General features: G+C 70.4%; 12 protein-coding genes. 7 read left to right on the top strand and 5 right to left on the bottom strand.

Annotated features, from left to right (window positions below; genetic code table 11):
- Window position 1 precedes the first annotated feature (1 nt).
- Complete coding sequence (locus INTCA_RS16680; protein ID WP_013494099.1) at window positions 2-1,705, top strand: alkaline phosphatase D family protein; 1,704 nt, start codon at window positions 2-4, stop codon at window positions 1,703-1,705.
- A gap of 66 nt (window positions 1,706-1,771) precedes the next feature.
- Here the strand turns inward: INTCA_RS16680 and INTCA_RS16675 are convergent, their stop codons facing one another.
- The 4 genes from INTCA_RS16675 to INTCA_RS16660 all read right to left on the bottom strand — a co-directional run bounded on the left by INTCA_RS16675 (window position 1,772) and on the right by INTCA_RS16660 (window position 5,154).
- Window positions 1,772-3,934, bottom strand: coding sequence for a glycosyltransferase family protein (locus INTCA_RS16675; protein ID WP_013494098.1), 2,163 nt, complete (start codon window positions 3,932-3,934; stop codon window positions 1,772-1,774).
- 116 nt (window positions 3,935-4,050) lie between these two features.
- The gene (locus INTCA_RS16670) at window positions 4,051-4,440 is read right to left on the bottom strand and encodes a hypothetical protein (protein ID WP_013494097.1); all 390 of its coding nucleotides are present in this window, start codon (window positions 4,438-4,440) and stop codon (window positions 4,051-4,053) included.
- 32 nt (window positions 4,441-4,472) lie between these two features.
- Entirely contained in the window at window positions 4,473-4,961 is a 489-nt protein-coding gene (gene bfr / locus INTCA_RS16665) for a bacterioferritin (RefSeq protein WP_013494096.1), read from the bottom strand.
- A complete protein-coding gene (locus INTCA_RS16660) occupies window positions 4,948-5,154 on the bottom strand; it encodes a (2Fe-2S)-binding protein (RefSeq protein WP_013494095.1) in 207 nt (68 codons plus the stop codon). The genes bfr and INTCA_RS16660 overlap by 14 nt, the downstream gene beginning before the upstream one ends.
- Window positions 5,155-5,463: 309 nt before the next feature.
- Between INTCA_RS16660 and dnaK the strand changes: the two genes are divergently transcribed.
- The 6 genes from dnaK to wecB all read left to right on the top strand — a co-directional run bounded on the left by dnaK (window position 5,464) and on the right by wecB (window position 11,124).
- Window positions 5,464-7,377 (top strand): molecular chaperone DnaK, encoded by a 1,914-nt coding sequence (gene dnaK / locus INTCA_RS16655; RefSeq protein ID WP_013494094.1) that lies wholly within the window; start codon window positions 5,464-5,466, stop codon window positions 7,375-7,377.
- Entirely contained in the window at window positions 7,374-8,054 is a 681-nt protein-coding gene (locus INTCA_RS16650) for a nucleotide exchange factor GrpE (protein ID WP_013494093.1), read from the top strand. The genes dnaK and INTCA_RS16650 overlap by 4 nt, the downstream gene beginning before the upstream one ends.
- Window positions 8,055-8,094: 40 nt before the next feature.
- A complete protein-coding gene (locus INTCA_RS16645) occupies window positions 8,095-9,108 on the top strand; it encodes a DnaJ C-terminal domain-containing protein (RefSeq protein ID WP_013494092.1) in 1,014 nt (337 codons plus the stop codon).
- Window positions 9,109-9,202: 94 nt separating this feature from the next.
- Window positions 9,203-9,676 (top strand): heat shock protein transcriptional repressor HspR, encoded by a 474-nt coding sequence (locus INTCA_RS16640; protein ID WP_013494091.1) that lies wholly within the window; start codon window positions 9,203-9,205, stop codon window positions 9,674-9,676.
- Between the two features lie 20 nt (window positions 9,677-9,696).
- Complete coding sequence (locus INTCA_RS19675; protein WP_148236651.1) at window positions 9,697-9,912, top strand: hypothetical protein; 216 nt, start codon at window positions 9,697-9,699, stop codon at window positions 9,910-9,912.
- Window positions 9,913-9,972: 60 nt separating this feature from the next.
- Window positions 9,973-11,124 (top strand): non-hydrolyzing UDP-N-acetylglucosamine 2-epimerase, encoded by a 1,152-nt coding sequence (gene wecB / locus INTCA_RS16635; protein ID WP_013494090.1) that lies wholly within the window; start codon window positions 9,973-9,975, stop codon window positions 11,122-11,124.
- 129 nt (window positions 11,125-11,253) lie between these two features.
- Here wecB and wecC read toward each other — a convergent pair whose 3' ends face one another.
- Window positions 11,254-12,516 carry a UDP-N-acetyl-D-mannosamine dehydrogenase gene (wecC, locus tag INTCA_RS16630; RefSeq protein WP_013494089.1) on the bottom strand — a complete coding sequence of 421 codons (1,263 nt, stop codon included), beginning with the start codon at window positions 12,514-12,516 and terminating at the stop codon, window positions 11,254-11,256.
- Window positions 12,517-12,547 lie beyond the last annotated feature (31 nt).

Below are 12,547 nucleotides of genomic sequence, written 5' to 3'. Positions count from 1 at the left end.
CATGGACGTTGCGACGAGCCTCGTGCTCGGCCCGATGCTCCGCTACGCCGACGAGACGACGGCCTCGGTGTGGGTGGAGACCGCAGCCCGTGCCGAGGTCACGGTGGAGTCGGGGCCACGGAGGTGGTCCGCCGGGACCTTCGCGGTCGAGGGGCACCACTACGCGCTGGTCCTCGTCGACGGCCTCGAGCCGGCCTCGACGCAGGACTACGTGCTCCGTGTGGACGGCCAGGTCGTCTGGCCGGCGCCGGACAGCCCCTACCCGGCCCCGCGGATCCGGACCATCGACCGGACCCGGCCCACCCGCCTCGCCTACGGCTCCTGCCGGACCTCCGTCCCGCATGACCGGCAGGGCAACGAGACGAACGGCGTGGACGCCCTCCGCGCCCTGGCCCTCGCCGTCGCCAAGGGGGACGCAGACCAGCCCGACCTCATCGCCTTCCTCGGCGACCAGGTGTACGCCGACCTCACCTCGGACGCGATGCGGGAGTGGATCAGCGAGCGGCGCAGCCTCGAGGAACCGCCCGGCGAGGAGATCAAGGACTACGCCGAGTACGCCCACCTCTACCTTCTCGCGTGGACCGACCCGGCCAACCGGTGGCTCCTGTCCACCGTCCCCTCGTGCATGATCTTCGACGACCACGACATCCGCGACGACTGGAACACGTCGTGGACCTGGCACGAGAGGATGAACCAGACGTCGTGGTGGGCGGAGCGGCTCGTCAGCGGGCTCGCGTCGTACTGGGTCTACCAGCACATCGGCAACCTCTCTCCGGAGCAGCTGCGGGCCGACGAGGTCTATGCCCGGGTCCTCGACCACGACGGGACCGACGAGCTCGATCTCACCGCTGCCGTGCGGGACCTCGCCCGCCGGGTGGACCGGCACCCCGACGTCTACCGGTGGAGCTACGTCCGGGACTTCGGGGACAGCCGGCTCATCGTCGTTGACTCGCGAGCGGCTCGCGTCCTCGAACCGGACCGCCGCTCGATGCTCGATCCCGACGAGATGGCCTGGCTCGACGACCAGCTCGTCGGCGACGTCGACCACCTCCTCATCGGCACGTCCCTGCCGTTCCTGCTCCCGCCGGGCCTGCACGACCTCGAGGCCATCGACGAGGTGCTGGCCACCGGAGCCTTCTCCCGTCCCTGGCTCTCGCGGCCGGTGTCGGTCGCCGCCGAGCGGCTGCGCCAGAAGGTCGACCTCGAGCACTGGGCGGCCTTCAACGACGGCTTCGCCGAGGTGTTCGACCTCGTCATGGCCGTGGCCCGCGGGGAACGCGGGCGCCCGCCGGCGACGATCACCTTCCTGTCCGGGGACGTCCACAACTCCTACGTCGCCCAGGTCGAGGACGGGGCGCGGCACGGCGCCCAGTCCCTCCTCGTCCAGGCGGTCTGCTCGCCGATCCGCAACCCGATGCCTCGTGGGCTGCGCATCTTCATGTCAGCCTTCGCGAAGAGCCTGGTCGGCCCGATGCGCTGGGTCGCGAGCCGATCCTCCCGGATCCCCGACCCGTCGTATCCGTGGCGGGTCACCGACGGGCCGTGGTTCGACAACTGCATCGGCGAGCTCATCGTGGACGGTCCCGCCCTCGAGCTGACCTGGCGGCGCGGTGAGCAGCCGGACGGTGCGGACGAGCCCGTCCTCGTGCCCGTCGCCACCGTCCGGCTCCAGGGTGCCGGGCAGCCGGGCGTCGTGACCGCCTGACCGAGCCATCGTCGGTGGCGCTGCACGGCGCTGCACGGCGCTGCACGGCGCCCCACGGCGGGCGCCTCAGTGCAGGATGACGTCGAGCAGCTGGCGGGTGGCGTTCCGGCCGTCGAGGAGGGGGAGCATCGACTCCTGGGTGCGACGCAGCGCAGCGCGTCGCGTGACGGGGTCGCGGAGCGACCAGATGAGTTCAACGGCCTCGTCGACCGTCTCGAAGATCGCCGACGCGGGGAAGAGCCCGGCGGCCCCGTGGTACCTCGCGAAGGCGGGCCAGTCCCGGATGACGGGGACGGCGCCGGCCACGATCCCCTCCATGGCGCCGATGTGGAACGACTCGCGGAGACTGGTGCTGAGGATGAAGGAGCTTCCGGCGAGGGCTCGGGGGACGTCCGTCGTGTGCCCGACGTGGTCGATGGCGCCGGCCAGGTCCGGCTGGGCCGCTCGGCGGCGGAACGCAGTCGTGTAGGCGGAGACGAGACCGCTGTCGCTCGCCGGGAAGTCGGCGCCGATGAGCCGGAGGCGCCACCCCGGCTCCCGTCGCACGAGCTCGGCAAGGATGTCCAGGGCCATCAGCGGATCCTTGACCTTCTGCCCCCAGCCGACCATGGCGATGGTCCGACCGTCGCCCCCCTCCGCCGGGTCCGGGCGGTCCGAGGCGACCGAGGCGACCGATGCGCCCGAGGCGTCCGGATCGGGGGTGAAGTCAGCCAGGATGTTCGCGATGACGTGGATGCGGACGTGGGCGACCCGCTCGCCGAGCAGCGCCCGGAAGACGTGCCGCAGGTGCTCGCTCACGCAGATGACGTCATCGACGCGGGACCAGTCGACGAGGTGGACTCCCGCGCTGAGCACGTCGGCACTGTGGACCCGAACGACGAGCCGCGCGCTCGGCGGGAGCTCGCGAGAGGCCCAGACGGCGCCCTTGTCAGCCCAGTCCGCGACGACGACGTCGGCCTGCGCCAGCGCGGACAGCTGGTCCGGGTCTGCGGGTCGTGGCCCCTCGGGGAAGTCGGGGACGGTCCGGGCCAGCAGGTAGGAGGCGAAGAACTCTCCGATGCTCATGCTCTGCAGGGTGGTCTGCCTCAGCCTGAGGACGGAGAGGTCGGCTCTGTCGTCGGCACGCAGTGCCGCGAGAGCGCGGGCAGCGTGCCAGGGGTAGGAGCCGGGGAGGTAGACGACCTTGAGCGGGTGGTGGTCCGAGGGCCGCGGCTCGACCGCTCCCGTCCGTCGAGCCGGGGACATGAGCAGCCGGCCCACCCGTGAGTCATGGAGCGGAGCGGTGAACGCCTCGGGGTCCTCGACCAGGGGAGTGTGCGGCACGTCGGTGTGCACGCGGGGATGGAACAGCAGGTCCATCCCGATCGACGCCCGGCCCGCTGCGTCGCGGAAGGCCCCCGACTCGAGCGCGGCATCGGCCGACGCGAGGACGGCTCGGACCGGCCCCGCCAGGTCCCGCGCAGGAACCGGTTCGTCGTGGAGACGCAGGTGCATCTCGAGCGCCGCGAAGGCGGCTGCCTCCTCGCCGGGGGACGCCGAGGCCTCAGCCTCGCGGCAGAGGCGCAGCAGCGCGGTCGCTCGCTCGAGGCGACCCGTGCTCACGAAGCCATGGATGATGCTGCGGGCGAACCGGTGGAGGTCCTGGGGCGGCGGGAACCGCCGGGAGCGGCGGTGCTCGAGCCAGGCGACGGCCTCCATGAGCCCTGTGGTCTTCATTGGCTTGAGGAGATTGCCCGAGAGCTGGTGCAGGCGCCGGTCGAGGTAGCGCCACCAGAGCTCCTCCTCGAGAACGTCCGCGACCTCGTCGGCGGTCCAGTACCGCGCGGTCGGGTTGTGTCTCCAGAGCGGCCGTCGCGCGCTGGCGGCGGCAGCGTCGAGGAGCAGCACGTGGTGCGCCCTTCGCACGGTGCCGGCGAGGGCCTCGTCCCGAGCCAGCACGAGGGTGGTTCGGGGTGCGCGGGGAACGGCCAGCTCCACCGCCTTGGCCAGGCGACGAGCCACCTTCGGGACCTGCGACGCCGCGGAGATCCGGCGGGGTGCAACCGGAGCGTCCAAGGTGCCGGGGAGGCGGTCGAAGTGCACGAAGTCAACCCTGTGTCCGGCTCGGACGAGCCCGGCGACCTCATCGCGGTGACCGGCCACCACCCGCGGATCGCCAGCGACCAGCAGCCAACGCGCGCGGTGCAGGGCCTTGCCCTCCAGGACCGCATGCCTCGGCGGTGGCTGCATCGGTGCCTCTTCCTGATCCCGTGCCGGACTCTGGCAGACCCTATCCAAGGTGGTCACCCGCCACCTCCGGGGGTCCTCCCGGTTGGGCGCCGGAGCTGCGCGCGACCTCCGCCAGCTCACTCGCCGACGGAGGGGGCGTCTGCTGTGGGGGTCGGAGGATCGACATGTCGCAGCTGGGAGCGGTAGACGACCGGGGTCAGGTAGGGGCGGTCCCGGCGTCGACGCCGGGACGACCGAGCACCGTCAGCCTGCCCGTCCCACCGCACGCGCACCGTGGCGGCCGGTCGGCTGGTCAGCCGGTGGATGAGTCGCTCGACGGCGGTGCGCGTGTCGTCGCCGCGGATGACGGTTCCCAGCGTGCCGTGCACCTGCATCATCCGGGTGTGAGCCTCCCGCACCTTGGCAGGTGAGCTCTCGTCCGGAGGTTCGGCGAGGGCGGAAAGGTCGAGCTCGACGCGGTCGCCGCGGTTGAACACCGGCTCGGCCCAACGGTCTGGGGACTCCATGGGCGCCAGTCTGGCAGCCCCGCGGCGGGCGACTACCCCGGGACGTCGCCCGGCTTGAGGTGCTGAGCCAGGTAGCTGGCAGCGCCGATGCGCTTGATCGCATCGAGCTGGCTCTCGAAGAAGTCGGCGTGCTTCTCCTCGTCCCGGACCATCTCCTCGAAGACGCTGGCCGTGCCGTGGTCCCCGAGGTCGTGGCACTCCTTGGCCGAGGCGTTGAACTGCGCGACGGCCGCCTTCTCGCTGTCGAGGGCCAGGGCGAGCATCTCCTCCGGTGACTCGCCGATGGTGATCGGGTTGAGCCGCTGCACGTTCGGGTGCCCGTCGAACATGAGGATCCGGTTGATCAGCTCGTCGGCGTCGCGCATCTCGTCGATGGACAGGTCGTAGAAGACCTTGCCGAGGCGCGGGAAACCCCAGTTGTCCAACATCCGCGCGTGGAGGAAGTAGGTGTTGGTGACCGTCAGCTCGAAGGTCAGGGCGTCGTTGAGAAGCTGGGTGATCCGAGGACTAGCTGGCTGCACTTTCGACCTCCGGGAGAGTGGCGTGCGGAGAGGCCTCATGCTCGCAGAGGAGCCGCCGCAAGGCGAAGACACACGTGCCGCAGTCCTGGCCGGCCCCGGTGCTGCGGCACACCTGCGAGAGCGTCCGAGCGCCCGCGTCGACCGCGCGCGCCACCGTGTCGCCGTTGACGACCCCGCAGTGGCAGATGATCACCGTGCAAAGGTAAGCCTTACCTCACGTCACTGTCGAGCGGTGTCCACCGTCTGTGGTGCACGTCATGGACGCCCGTGGCCCCGCGTCCCGGGTCGAGCCGTGGAACAAACCGGCACGCGCTAAAGTTGAGTCACGTAGACGCAAGATTTGCGAGTCTGGTTTTGACAATCCGGAGCCGGACGAGCAGATTGGGCGTCGACACAGACCCGGATCCACCACAGACGAACCCGGCCCGAGCGACACTGAGCCTCCCCGTGGGAGCGAGCCCAGCGGCATACGGCCACCATCTGGAACCCAAGGAGAACACTCATGGCACGTGCGGTCGGAATCGACCTCGGCACCACCAACTCGGCCGTCGCCGTCCTCGAGGGCGGCGAGCCGACCATCATCGCGAACGCTGAGGGCGGCCGCACCACGCCGTCCGTCGTGGCGTTCAGCAAGAGCGGCGAGGTCCTCGTCGGCGAGGTCGCCAAGCGGCAGGCCGTCACCAACGTCGACCGGACGATCCGGTCGGTCAAGCGCCACATGGGCACCGACTGGAAGACGCCGGAGATCGACGGCAAGTCCTACACCGCGCAGGAGATCAGCGCCCGCATCCTCCAGAAGCTCAAGCGCGACGCCGAGGCCTACCTCGGTGAGACGGTGACCGACGCGGTCATCACCGTCCCCGCCTACTTCGAGGACCACCAGCGCCAGGCCACCAAGGAGGCCGGCGAGATCGCAGGCCTCAACGTCCTGCGCATCGTCAACGAGCCCACCGCGGCGGCGCTCGCCTACGGCCTCGACAAGGGCAAGGAGGACGAGCTCATCCTCGTCTTCGACCTCGGCGGCGGCACCTTCGACGTGTCCCTCCTCGAGGTCGGCAAGGACGCCGAGGACGGCTTCGCGACGATCCAGGTCCGCGCCACGAACGGCGACAACCACCTCGGCGGTGACGACTGGGACGAGGTCATCGTCCAGCACCTCATCACCCAGGTGAAGAACAAGACCGGACAGGACCTGTCCAAGGACAAGATCGCGATGCAGCGCCTCCGTGACGAGGCCGAGCGCGCCAAGAAGGAGCTCTCGACCGCGACGTCGACGAACATCTCGGCGCAGTACATCTCGATGACGCCCGAGGGGCCCATCCACCTCGACGAGACGCTGACCCGCGCCCAGTTCGAGCAGATGACCAAGCAGCTGCTCGAGCGCACGAAGGCCCCGTTCCACCGGGTCATCGAGGACGCCGGGATCAAGCTCTCCGACATCGACCACGTCGTCCTCGTCGGCGGCTCGACCCGGATGCCCGCGGTGACGAACCTCGTCAAGGAGCTCGCCGGCAAGGAGCCGAACAAGGGCGTCAACCCGGACGAGGTCGTCGCGGTGGGCGCCTCCCTCCAGGCCGGTGTCCTCAAGGGCGAGCGCAAGGACGTCCTCCTCATCGACGTCACCCCGCTCTCGCTCGGCATCGAGACCAAGGGTGGCCTGTTCACCAAGCTCATCGAGCGCAACACCGCGATCCCGACGAAGCGCTCCGAGATCTTCACGACGGCCGACGACAACCAGCCGTCCGTCCTCATCCAGGTCTTCCAGGGTGAGCGTGAGATCGCGCAGCACAACAAGTCGCTCGGCACCTTCGAGCTGACCGGCATCGCCCCGGCGCCCCGGGGCGTGCCGAAGATCGAGGTCACCTTCGACATCGACGCCAACGGCATCGTCAACGTCTCCGCCAAGGACCAGGGCACCGGCAAGGAGCAGAAGATGACCATCACCGGCGGCTCGGCCCTCTCCAAGGAGGAGATCGACCGGATGGTCAAGGACGCCGAGGCGCACGCCGAGGAGGACCGCGTCCGGCGCGAGCAGGCCGAGGTCCGCAACCAGGGCGAGCAGCTCGTCTTCTCGACCGAGACCTTCCTCAAGGAGTCGGGCGACAAGGTCCCGGCCGACGCGAAGACGCCGGTCGAGGAGGCCCTGGCCGACCTCAAGAGCGCGGTCGCCGAGGGGTCCGAGGCCAGCATGGACGACATCAAGGCCAAGATCGAGACGCTCAACGAGAAGTCGCAGGCCATGGGCCAGGCGGTGTATGCCGCTGAGTCCGCTTCCGCTGCAGCAGCCGGTTCCGCTGGTGCTGACGGCGAGGCCCCCCACGCGGGTGGCTCGGCGGGTGCCGGGGCGGACGACGACGTCGTCGACGCCGAGGTCATCGACGATGACACGGCTGAGGACGTGAAGGACGCGAAGTGACCGACGAGACCAAGCCCGAGGGCGTGGCTCCCGAGACCTCCGAGGGCGCCGGCGACACGGCCGGCGCCCCGGGGGACGCGGCTGAGGCCGCCAGGAAGCACCACACCTACTCCGAGGGTGGTCCGGGCGCCTCGGCCGAGCCGGGGGGCGAGGACGAGTACGACCACGCACCCGAGCCCTCTGCCGCTCCGCAGGACGCGACCCGGACCGGTGCGGAGGAGTCGCCCGAGGGTGACGCCCTCGCGGAGGAGGACTCCATGGCGGCCACGCTGCTCGCGGACCTGCAGCGTCTGCAGGCCGAGTACGTCAACTACAAGAAGCGGGTCGACCGGGACCGCGAGCTGATCCGGCACTCGGCCGTGGGCGGCGTCGTCGAGTCGCTGCTCCCGGTGCTCGACGACATCCACTCGGCGCGGGAGGCGGGCGCCCTCGAGGGTGGCCCCTTCGCCTCGATCGCCGAGAAGCTCGAGGCGATCCTCGGGCGGTTCGGTGTCGAGCGGGTCGGCGCGTCGGGCGAGGAGTTCGACCCCAACGTGCACGAGGCCCTCATGCACGTCGAGGCGGACCTCCCCGAGGGGTCCACGGGCACGACGGTCGTCCAGGTGATCCAGCCGGGGTACCGGATCGGCGACCGGCTCGTGCGGGCCGCCCGCGTGTCGGTGGCCGACCCGTCCTGACGTGGGCGGACAGGCAGGATGAGAGAGACGGAGGTGCGCCATGGCTAGCCAGGACTGGTTCGACAAGGACTTCTACGCGATCCTCGGCGTGCCCCAGGACGCGGAGGCTGCGGCCGTCAAGAAGGCCTACCGCAAGCTCGCCCGCGACCTGCACCCTGACCACAACGTCGGCGACCCGAAGGCCGAGGAGCGGTTCAAGGAGATCGGCGAGGCCTATGCCGTCCTCTCCGACCCGGAGCAGCGCCGCGAGTACGACGCGATCCGGGCCATGTCGCACGGCGGCGCCCGGTTCGCGCCGGGCGGCGCGGGCGGGGGTTTCGAGGACATCTTCGCCAACTTCGGCGGCCCAGGTGGTGGGCAGCGGGTGCGCTTCAACACGGGGGGCGGCGGTGGCCAGCCCAACCTGGAGGACATCCTCGGCCAGATGTTCGGCGGCGGCGCTGCGGGCTTCCCGGCCGGGGCCGGCTATCCCGGGGGCGGCTTCGGCTCGACCGCCGGGCCACGGGCCGGCGCCGACGTCTCGGCCGCGACGCGGATCGGCTTCCGGGACGCCGTCGAGGGCTCCACGGTCACCTTGACGTCGCCGGAGCTGGGGCGGGTCACCGCCCGGATCCCCCCGGGCGTCAAGGACGGGCAGCGGATCAAGCTGCGGGGCAAGGGGCGTCACGGCGACCCCGGCGCTCCCGCCGGAGACCTCATCCTCACCGTGTCGGTCGACAAGCACCCGGTCTTCGGCCGCGAGGGTGACCACCTCACGGTCGACCTCCCGGTGACCTTCGCGGAGGCGTCGCTCGGGGCCACGGTCGCGGTGCCCACCCTGGACGGTGGTTCCGTCAAGGTGCGGATCCCGGCCGGCACCCCGAGCGGACGGGTGCTGCGGCTCAAGGGCCGTGGGGTCAAGCGTGGTGACCAGGCGGGCGACCTCCTCGCCAAGGTCCAGGTCATCGTGCCGCAGCGGCTGACCGACGAGGCGCGCGAGGCGATCGAGAAGATGGCCGCCGCCGAGGACGGCCACGACCCGCGGGCGGAGCTGTTCCAGAGGGCACGCAGCTGAACGACGGTTCGAGGTGCGCAGCGACTCCCAGTGGTCGACCAGTACCTCGAACCCCGAGGGCAGACACGAGGACAGACACGAGGAAGGGCAGGTGATGGCGATGCCAGGCACGGCGCGTCACCCCATGGGGCACGACGACGACACCCCGGTGTTCGTCATCTCCGTCGCGGCCCAGCTCGCCGGCATGCACGCGCAGACGCTGCGGCAGTACGACCGGCTCGGTCTCGTCTCGCCCTCCCGGACCCAGGGTGGTGGACGCCGCTACAGCGGACGGGACGTCTCGCTCCTCCGCGAGATCCAGCGACTCTCGCAGGACGGTGTCTCCCTCGCCGGCATCCAGCGGATCCTCGACCTGGAGAACCAGGTGATCGCGCTCCAGTCGCGCGTCGACGAGCTCCGGGCCGAGCTGTCGGCGACCCAGGCGGCGCTCGCCGGGGCCCGCCCGGGCGAGCGGGTCTTCGCCGCAGGTCCGCGGGGGGAGGTCGTCGCGGTGCGCCCGGGGCAACGGCCGCAGCGGACCTTCGCCTCCCAGGCGCTCGTGGTCTGGCGGCCGCACCGCCTGGACTGACTCAGTCCGACGCCTGTCGTATGCCGCTGGGCGCGCTCCCAGCCGACCCCCTCGACGGGTGGGGGGCTGGGAGCCGGCCCAGCGGCATACGACCGGGGTGGCGGGACGAGGCTCGGTGGTGGCGTGAGCACGCCCTCCCGCACGTGCTCCGGTGGATGACGCGAGCCTCCGCCCGGGAGGACGTCGCGCCCAAGTGGACGAACCTCGTCCGTCCGGCCCGCGACTTCGGATGGTGATGGCAGGCCGACGACCCGAGGCCGTTAGGCTGTGGCGCCAGCACGCAGGAGGGATACCGGATGTACCGCGTCATGACCATCTACGGCACCCGACCGGAGGCCATCAAGATGGCCCCGCTCGTCGGAGAGCTTCGACGGCACGATCAGATCGAGCCCATCGTCGCCGTCACGGGCCAACACCGCGAGATGCTCGACCAGGTCAACTCGCTCTTCGGGATCGAGCCGACCCACGACCTCGACCTGATGACCCCCGGCGCGACGCTCGCGGAGATCACGTCGAAGACCATTCTCGCGACGTCACACCTGCTCCAGGACGTGCGGCCGGATGTCGTCGTCGTCCAGGGCGACACGACGACGGTGCTCGCTGCCGCGCTGTCGGCGTTCTACGAGAAGATCCCGGTCGTGCACCTCGAGGCCGGACTCCGGACGGGCAACATCTACTCCCCGTTCCCGGAGGAGGTGAACCGTCGACTCACGTCCCCGCTCGCCTCGCTCCATCTCGCCCCGACGCCGACCTCGAAGGCGAACCTGCTGCGCGAGGGCATCGACGAGGCGACGATCCCGGTCACGGGCAACACGGTCATCGACGCCCTCCAGTGGACGACCACGCAGCCGGTGGCCTTCACCGACCCGCGCGTCGGTGAGATCGTCGAGGCCGCCACGGACGGACGCAAGCTCCTCCTCGTGACGTCGCACCGGCGGGAGTCCTGGGGTGACCGGATGACCGAGTCGATGGGGGCGATCCGCGACCTGGCCGTCGCCAACCCGGACGTGCTCGTCCTGCTGCCGATGCACCGCAACCCCATCGTCCGAGACGTCATCGAGCCCATGCTCGGGCCGCTGGACAACGTCACGCTCACGGAGCCGCTCGAGTACCACCAGTTCGCCCACGTGCTGGCCGCGTCCAACGTCGTGCTCACCGACTCCGGTGGCGTCCAGGAGGAGGCGCCGAGCCTCGGCAAGCCCGTCCTCGTCATGCGGGACACGACGGAGCGTCCCGAGGCCGTGGATGCCGGGACGGTCCGGCTCGTCGGCACCGATGGCGAGGTCATCCGGTCGGCGGTGCAGGAGCTGTTCGACGACCGGGAGGCCTACGACGCGATGGCCAACGCGGTGAACCCGTACGGCGACGGCAGGGCCGCCAAGCGGTGTGTGGCTGCGATTGCCGCGATGCTCGGCATCGGCGAGCGAGAGCCGGACTTCGCCAGCTGACCATCGAAGGAGCAGTTCGCGCCACCACATCGAAAGAGCAGTTCGCGCCAGGTCATGTGGAGGAACCTCCGCGGGCAGTGTCGCGAACTGCTCTTTCGATGTGGCGGAACTGCTCTTTCGAGCTGCGGGTCAGCGCCAGATGCCGCGGGTGTCGATGACCTTCTTGCCCTCGAGATCGCCCAGGGTGAGGCGTTTGAAGGGCTGGTGGTCGACCAGGAGGAGGACCACGTCGGCCTCCCGCACCGCGTGCGACACCTCGGCGAGCGTGACGTTGGCCCTCCCGTCCAAGGACTTGGGCAGGGCCGTCACGTGCGGCTCGACCGCGAGGACCGTGGCGCCGGGAAACTGCGTGGAGAGCTGTTCGGTGATGTGCAGCGCCGGCGACTCGCGCAGGTCGTCGATGTCAGCCTTGAACGCGAGACCGAGGCAGGCGACCGTGGCGCCCTCGCCGTCGGCGCCCTTGCCGAGCTCCTCGAAGGCCGACTTGACCTTGCTGATGACCGTCTGCGGACGGGCGTCGTTGGTCTCTCGTGCGGTCCGGATGAGCCGGGCCTGCTCCGGTGCGGCCGCCACGATGAACCATGGGTCGACGGCGATGCAGTGGCCACCCACACCGGGACCGGGGTTGAGGATGTTGACCCGCGGGTGACGGTTGGCGAGGCGAATGACCTCCCACACGTCGAGGCCGAGCTGCTCACAGATCTCCGCGAGCTCGTTCGCGAAGGCGATGTTGACGTCACGGAAGGAGTTCTCCGTCAGCTTGGCCATCTCGGCCGTGGTCGCGTCGGTGAGGAGGATCTCGCCCGTGACGAAGGTGCGGTACAGCTGGGCCGCCTTCTCGGCGCAGGCGGGGGTCAGGCCGCCGACGACCCGGTCGTTGCTGAAGATCTCGATCATGATGCGGCCGGGCAGGACCCGCTCAGGGCAGTGCGCCAGGTGCACGTCCGGAACGTCGTGCTCGTGCGGGAACTTCAGGTCGGGACGCAGCTCGGCGAGCCACCGGCTGATCTGGAGCGTCGTCCCGGGTGGAGACGTGGACTCAAGGATGACGACCTCGCCGCCCCTGAGCTGGGGGGCGATCGACTCGGTGGCCGAGCGAATGTAGGACAGGTCCGGCTCGTGGTCGCCCTTGAACGGCGTGGGCACGGCGATGAGGTAGACCGAGGCCTCCGGCGTCTCGGTGCTGGCACTCAGCAGGCCCTTGCTCACCGCCTCCGCGACGGCCTCGTCGAGGTCCGGCTCGACGATCGGCACCCGGCCCGCATTGATCTCGTCGACCGTGTGCTGGTTGACGTCGACACCCTTGAGGGTGAGGCCTTGCCGAGTGAGCGCGGCGCACGTCGGCAGGCCGATGTAGCCGAGGCCGATGACCGCGATTCCGTCATGGAACATGGACTGTCTCTCCGAGGGCTGGGGAAAAGGG

The sequence above is a fragment of the Intrasporangium calvum DSM 43043 genome, from assembly GCF_000184685.1.
Taxonomy (GTDB): Bacteria; Actinomycetota; Actinomycetes; order Actinomycetales; family Dermatophilaceae; genus Intrasporangium; species Intrasporangium calvum.
Note: the sequence above shows the minus strand (reverse complement) of the source record. Positions and strands in the feature narration are given on the sequence as shown.

Excerpts from the sequence above, each read along its gene's own strand:
- INTCA_RS16680 (WP_013494099.1), top strand. The coding sequence starts at position 2 with ATGGACGTTGCGACGAGCCTCGTGCTCGGCCCGATGCTCCGCTACGCC.
- INTCA_RS16675 (WP_013494098.1), bottom strand. The coding sequence starts at position 3,934 with ATGCAGCCACCGCCGAGGCATGCGGTCCTGGAGGGCAAGGCCCTGCAC.
- INTCA_RS16670 (WP_013494097.1), bottom strand. The coding sequence starts at position 4,440 with ATGGAGTCCCCAGACCGTTGGGCCGAGCCGGTGTTCAACCGCGGCGAC.
- dnaK (WP_013494094.1), top strand. The coding sequence starts at position 5,464 with ATGGCACGTGCGGTCGGAATCGACCTCGGCACCACCAACTCGGCCGTC.
- INTCA_RS16645 (WP_013494092.1), top strand. The coding sequence starts at position 8,095 with ATGGCTAGCCAGGACTGGTTCGACAAGGACTTCTACGCGATCCTCGGC.
- INTCA_RS16640 (WP_013494091.1), top strand. The coding sequence starts at position 9,203 with ATGGCGATGCCAGGCACGGCGCGTCACCCCATGGGGCACGACGACGAC.
- INTCA_RS19675 (WP_148236651.1), top strand. The coding sequence starts at position 9,697 with ATGCCGCTGGGCGCGCTCCCAGCCGACCCCCTCGACGGGTGGGGGGCT.
- wecB (WP_013494090.1), top strand. The coding sequence starts at position 9,973 with ATGTACCGCGTCATGACCATCTACGGCACCCGACCGGAGGCCATCAAG.
- wecC (WP_013494089.1), bottom strand. The coding sequence starts at position 12,516 with ATGTTCCATGACGGAATCGCGGTCATCGGCCTCGGCTACATCGGCCTG.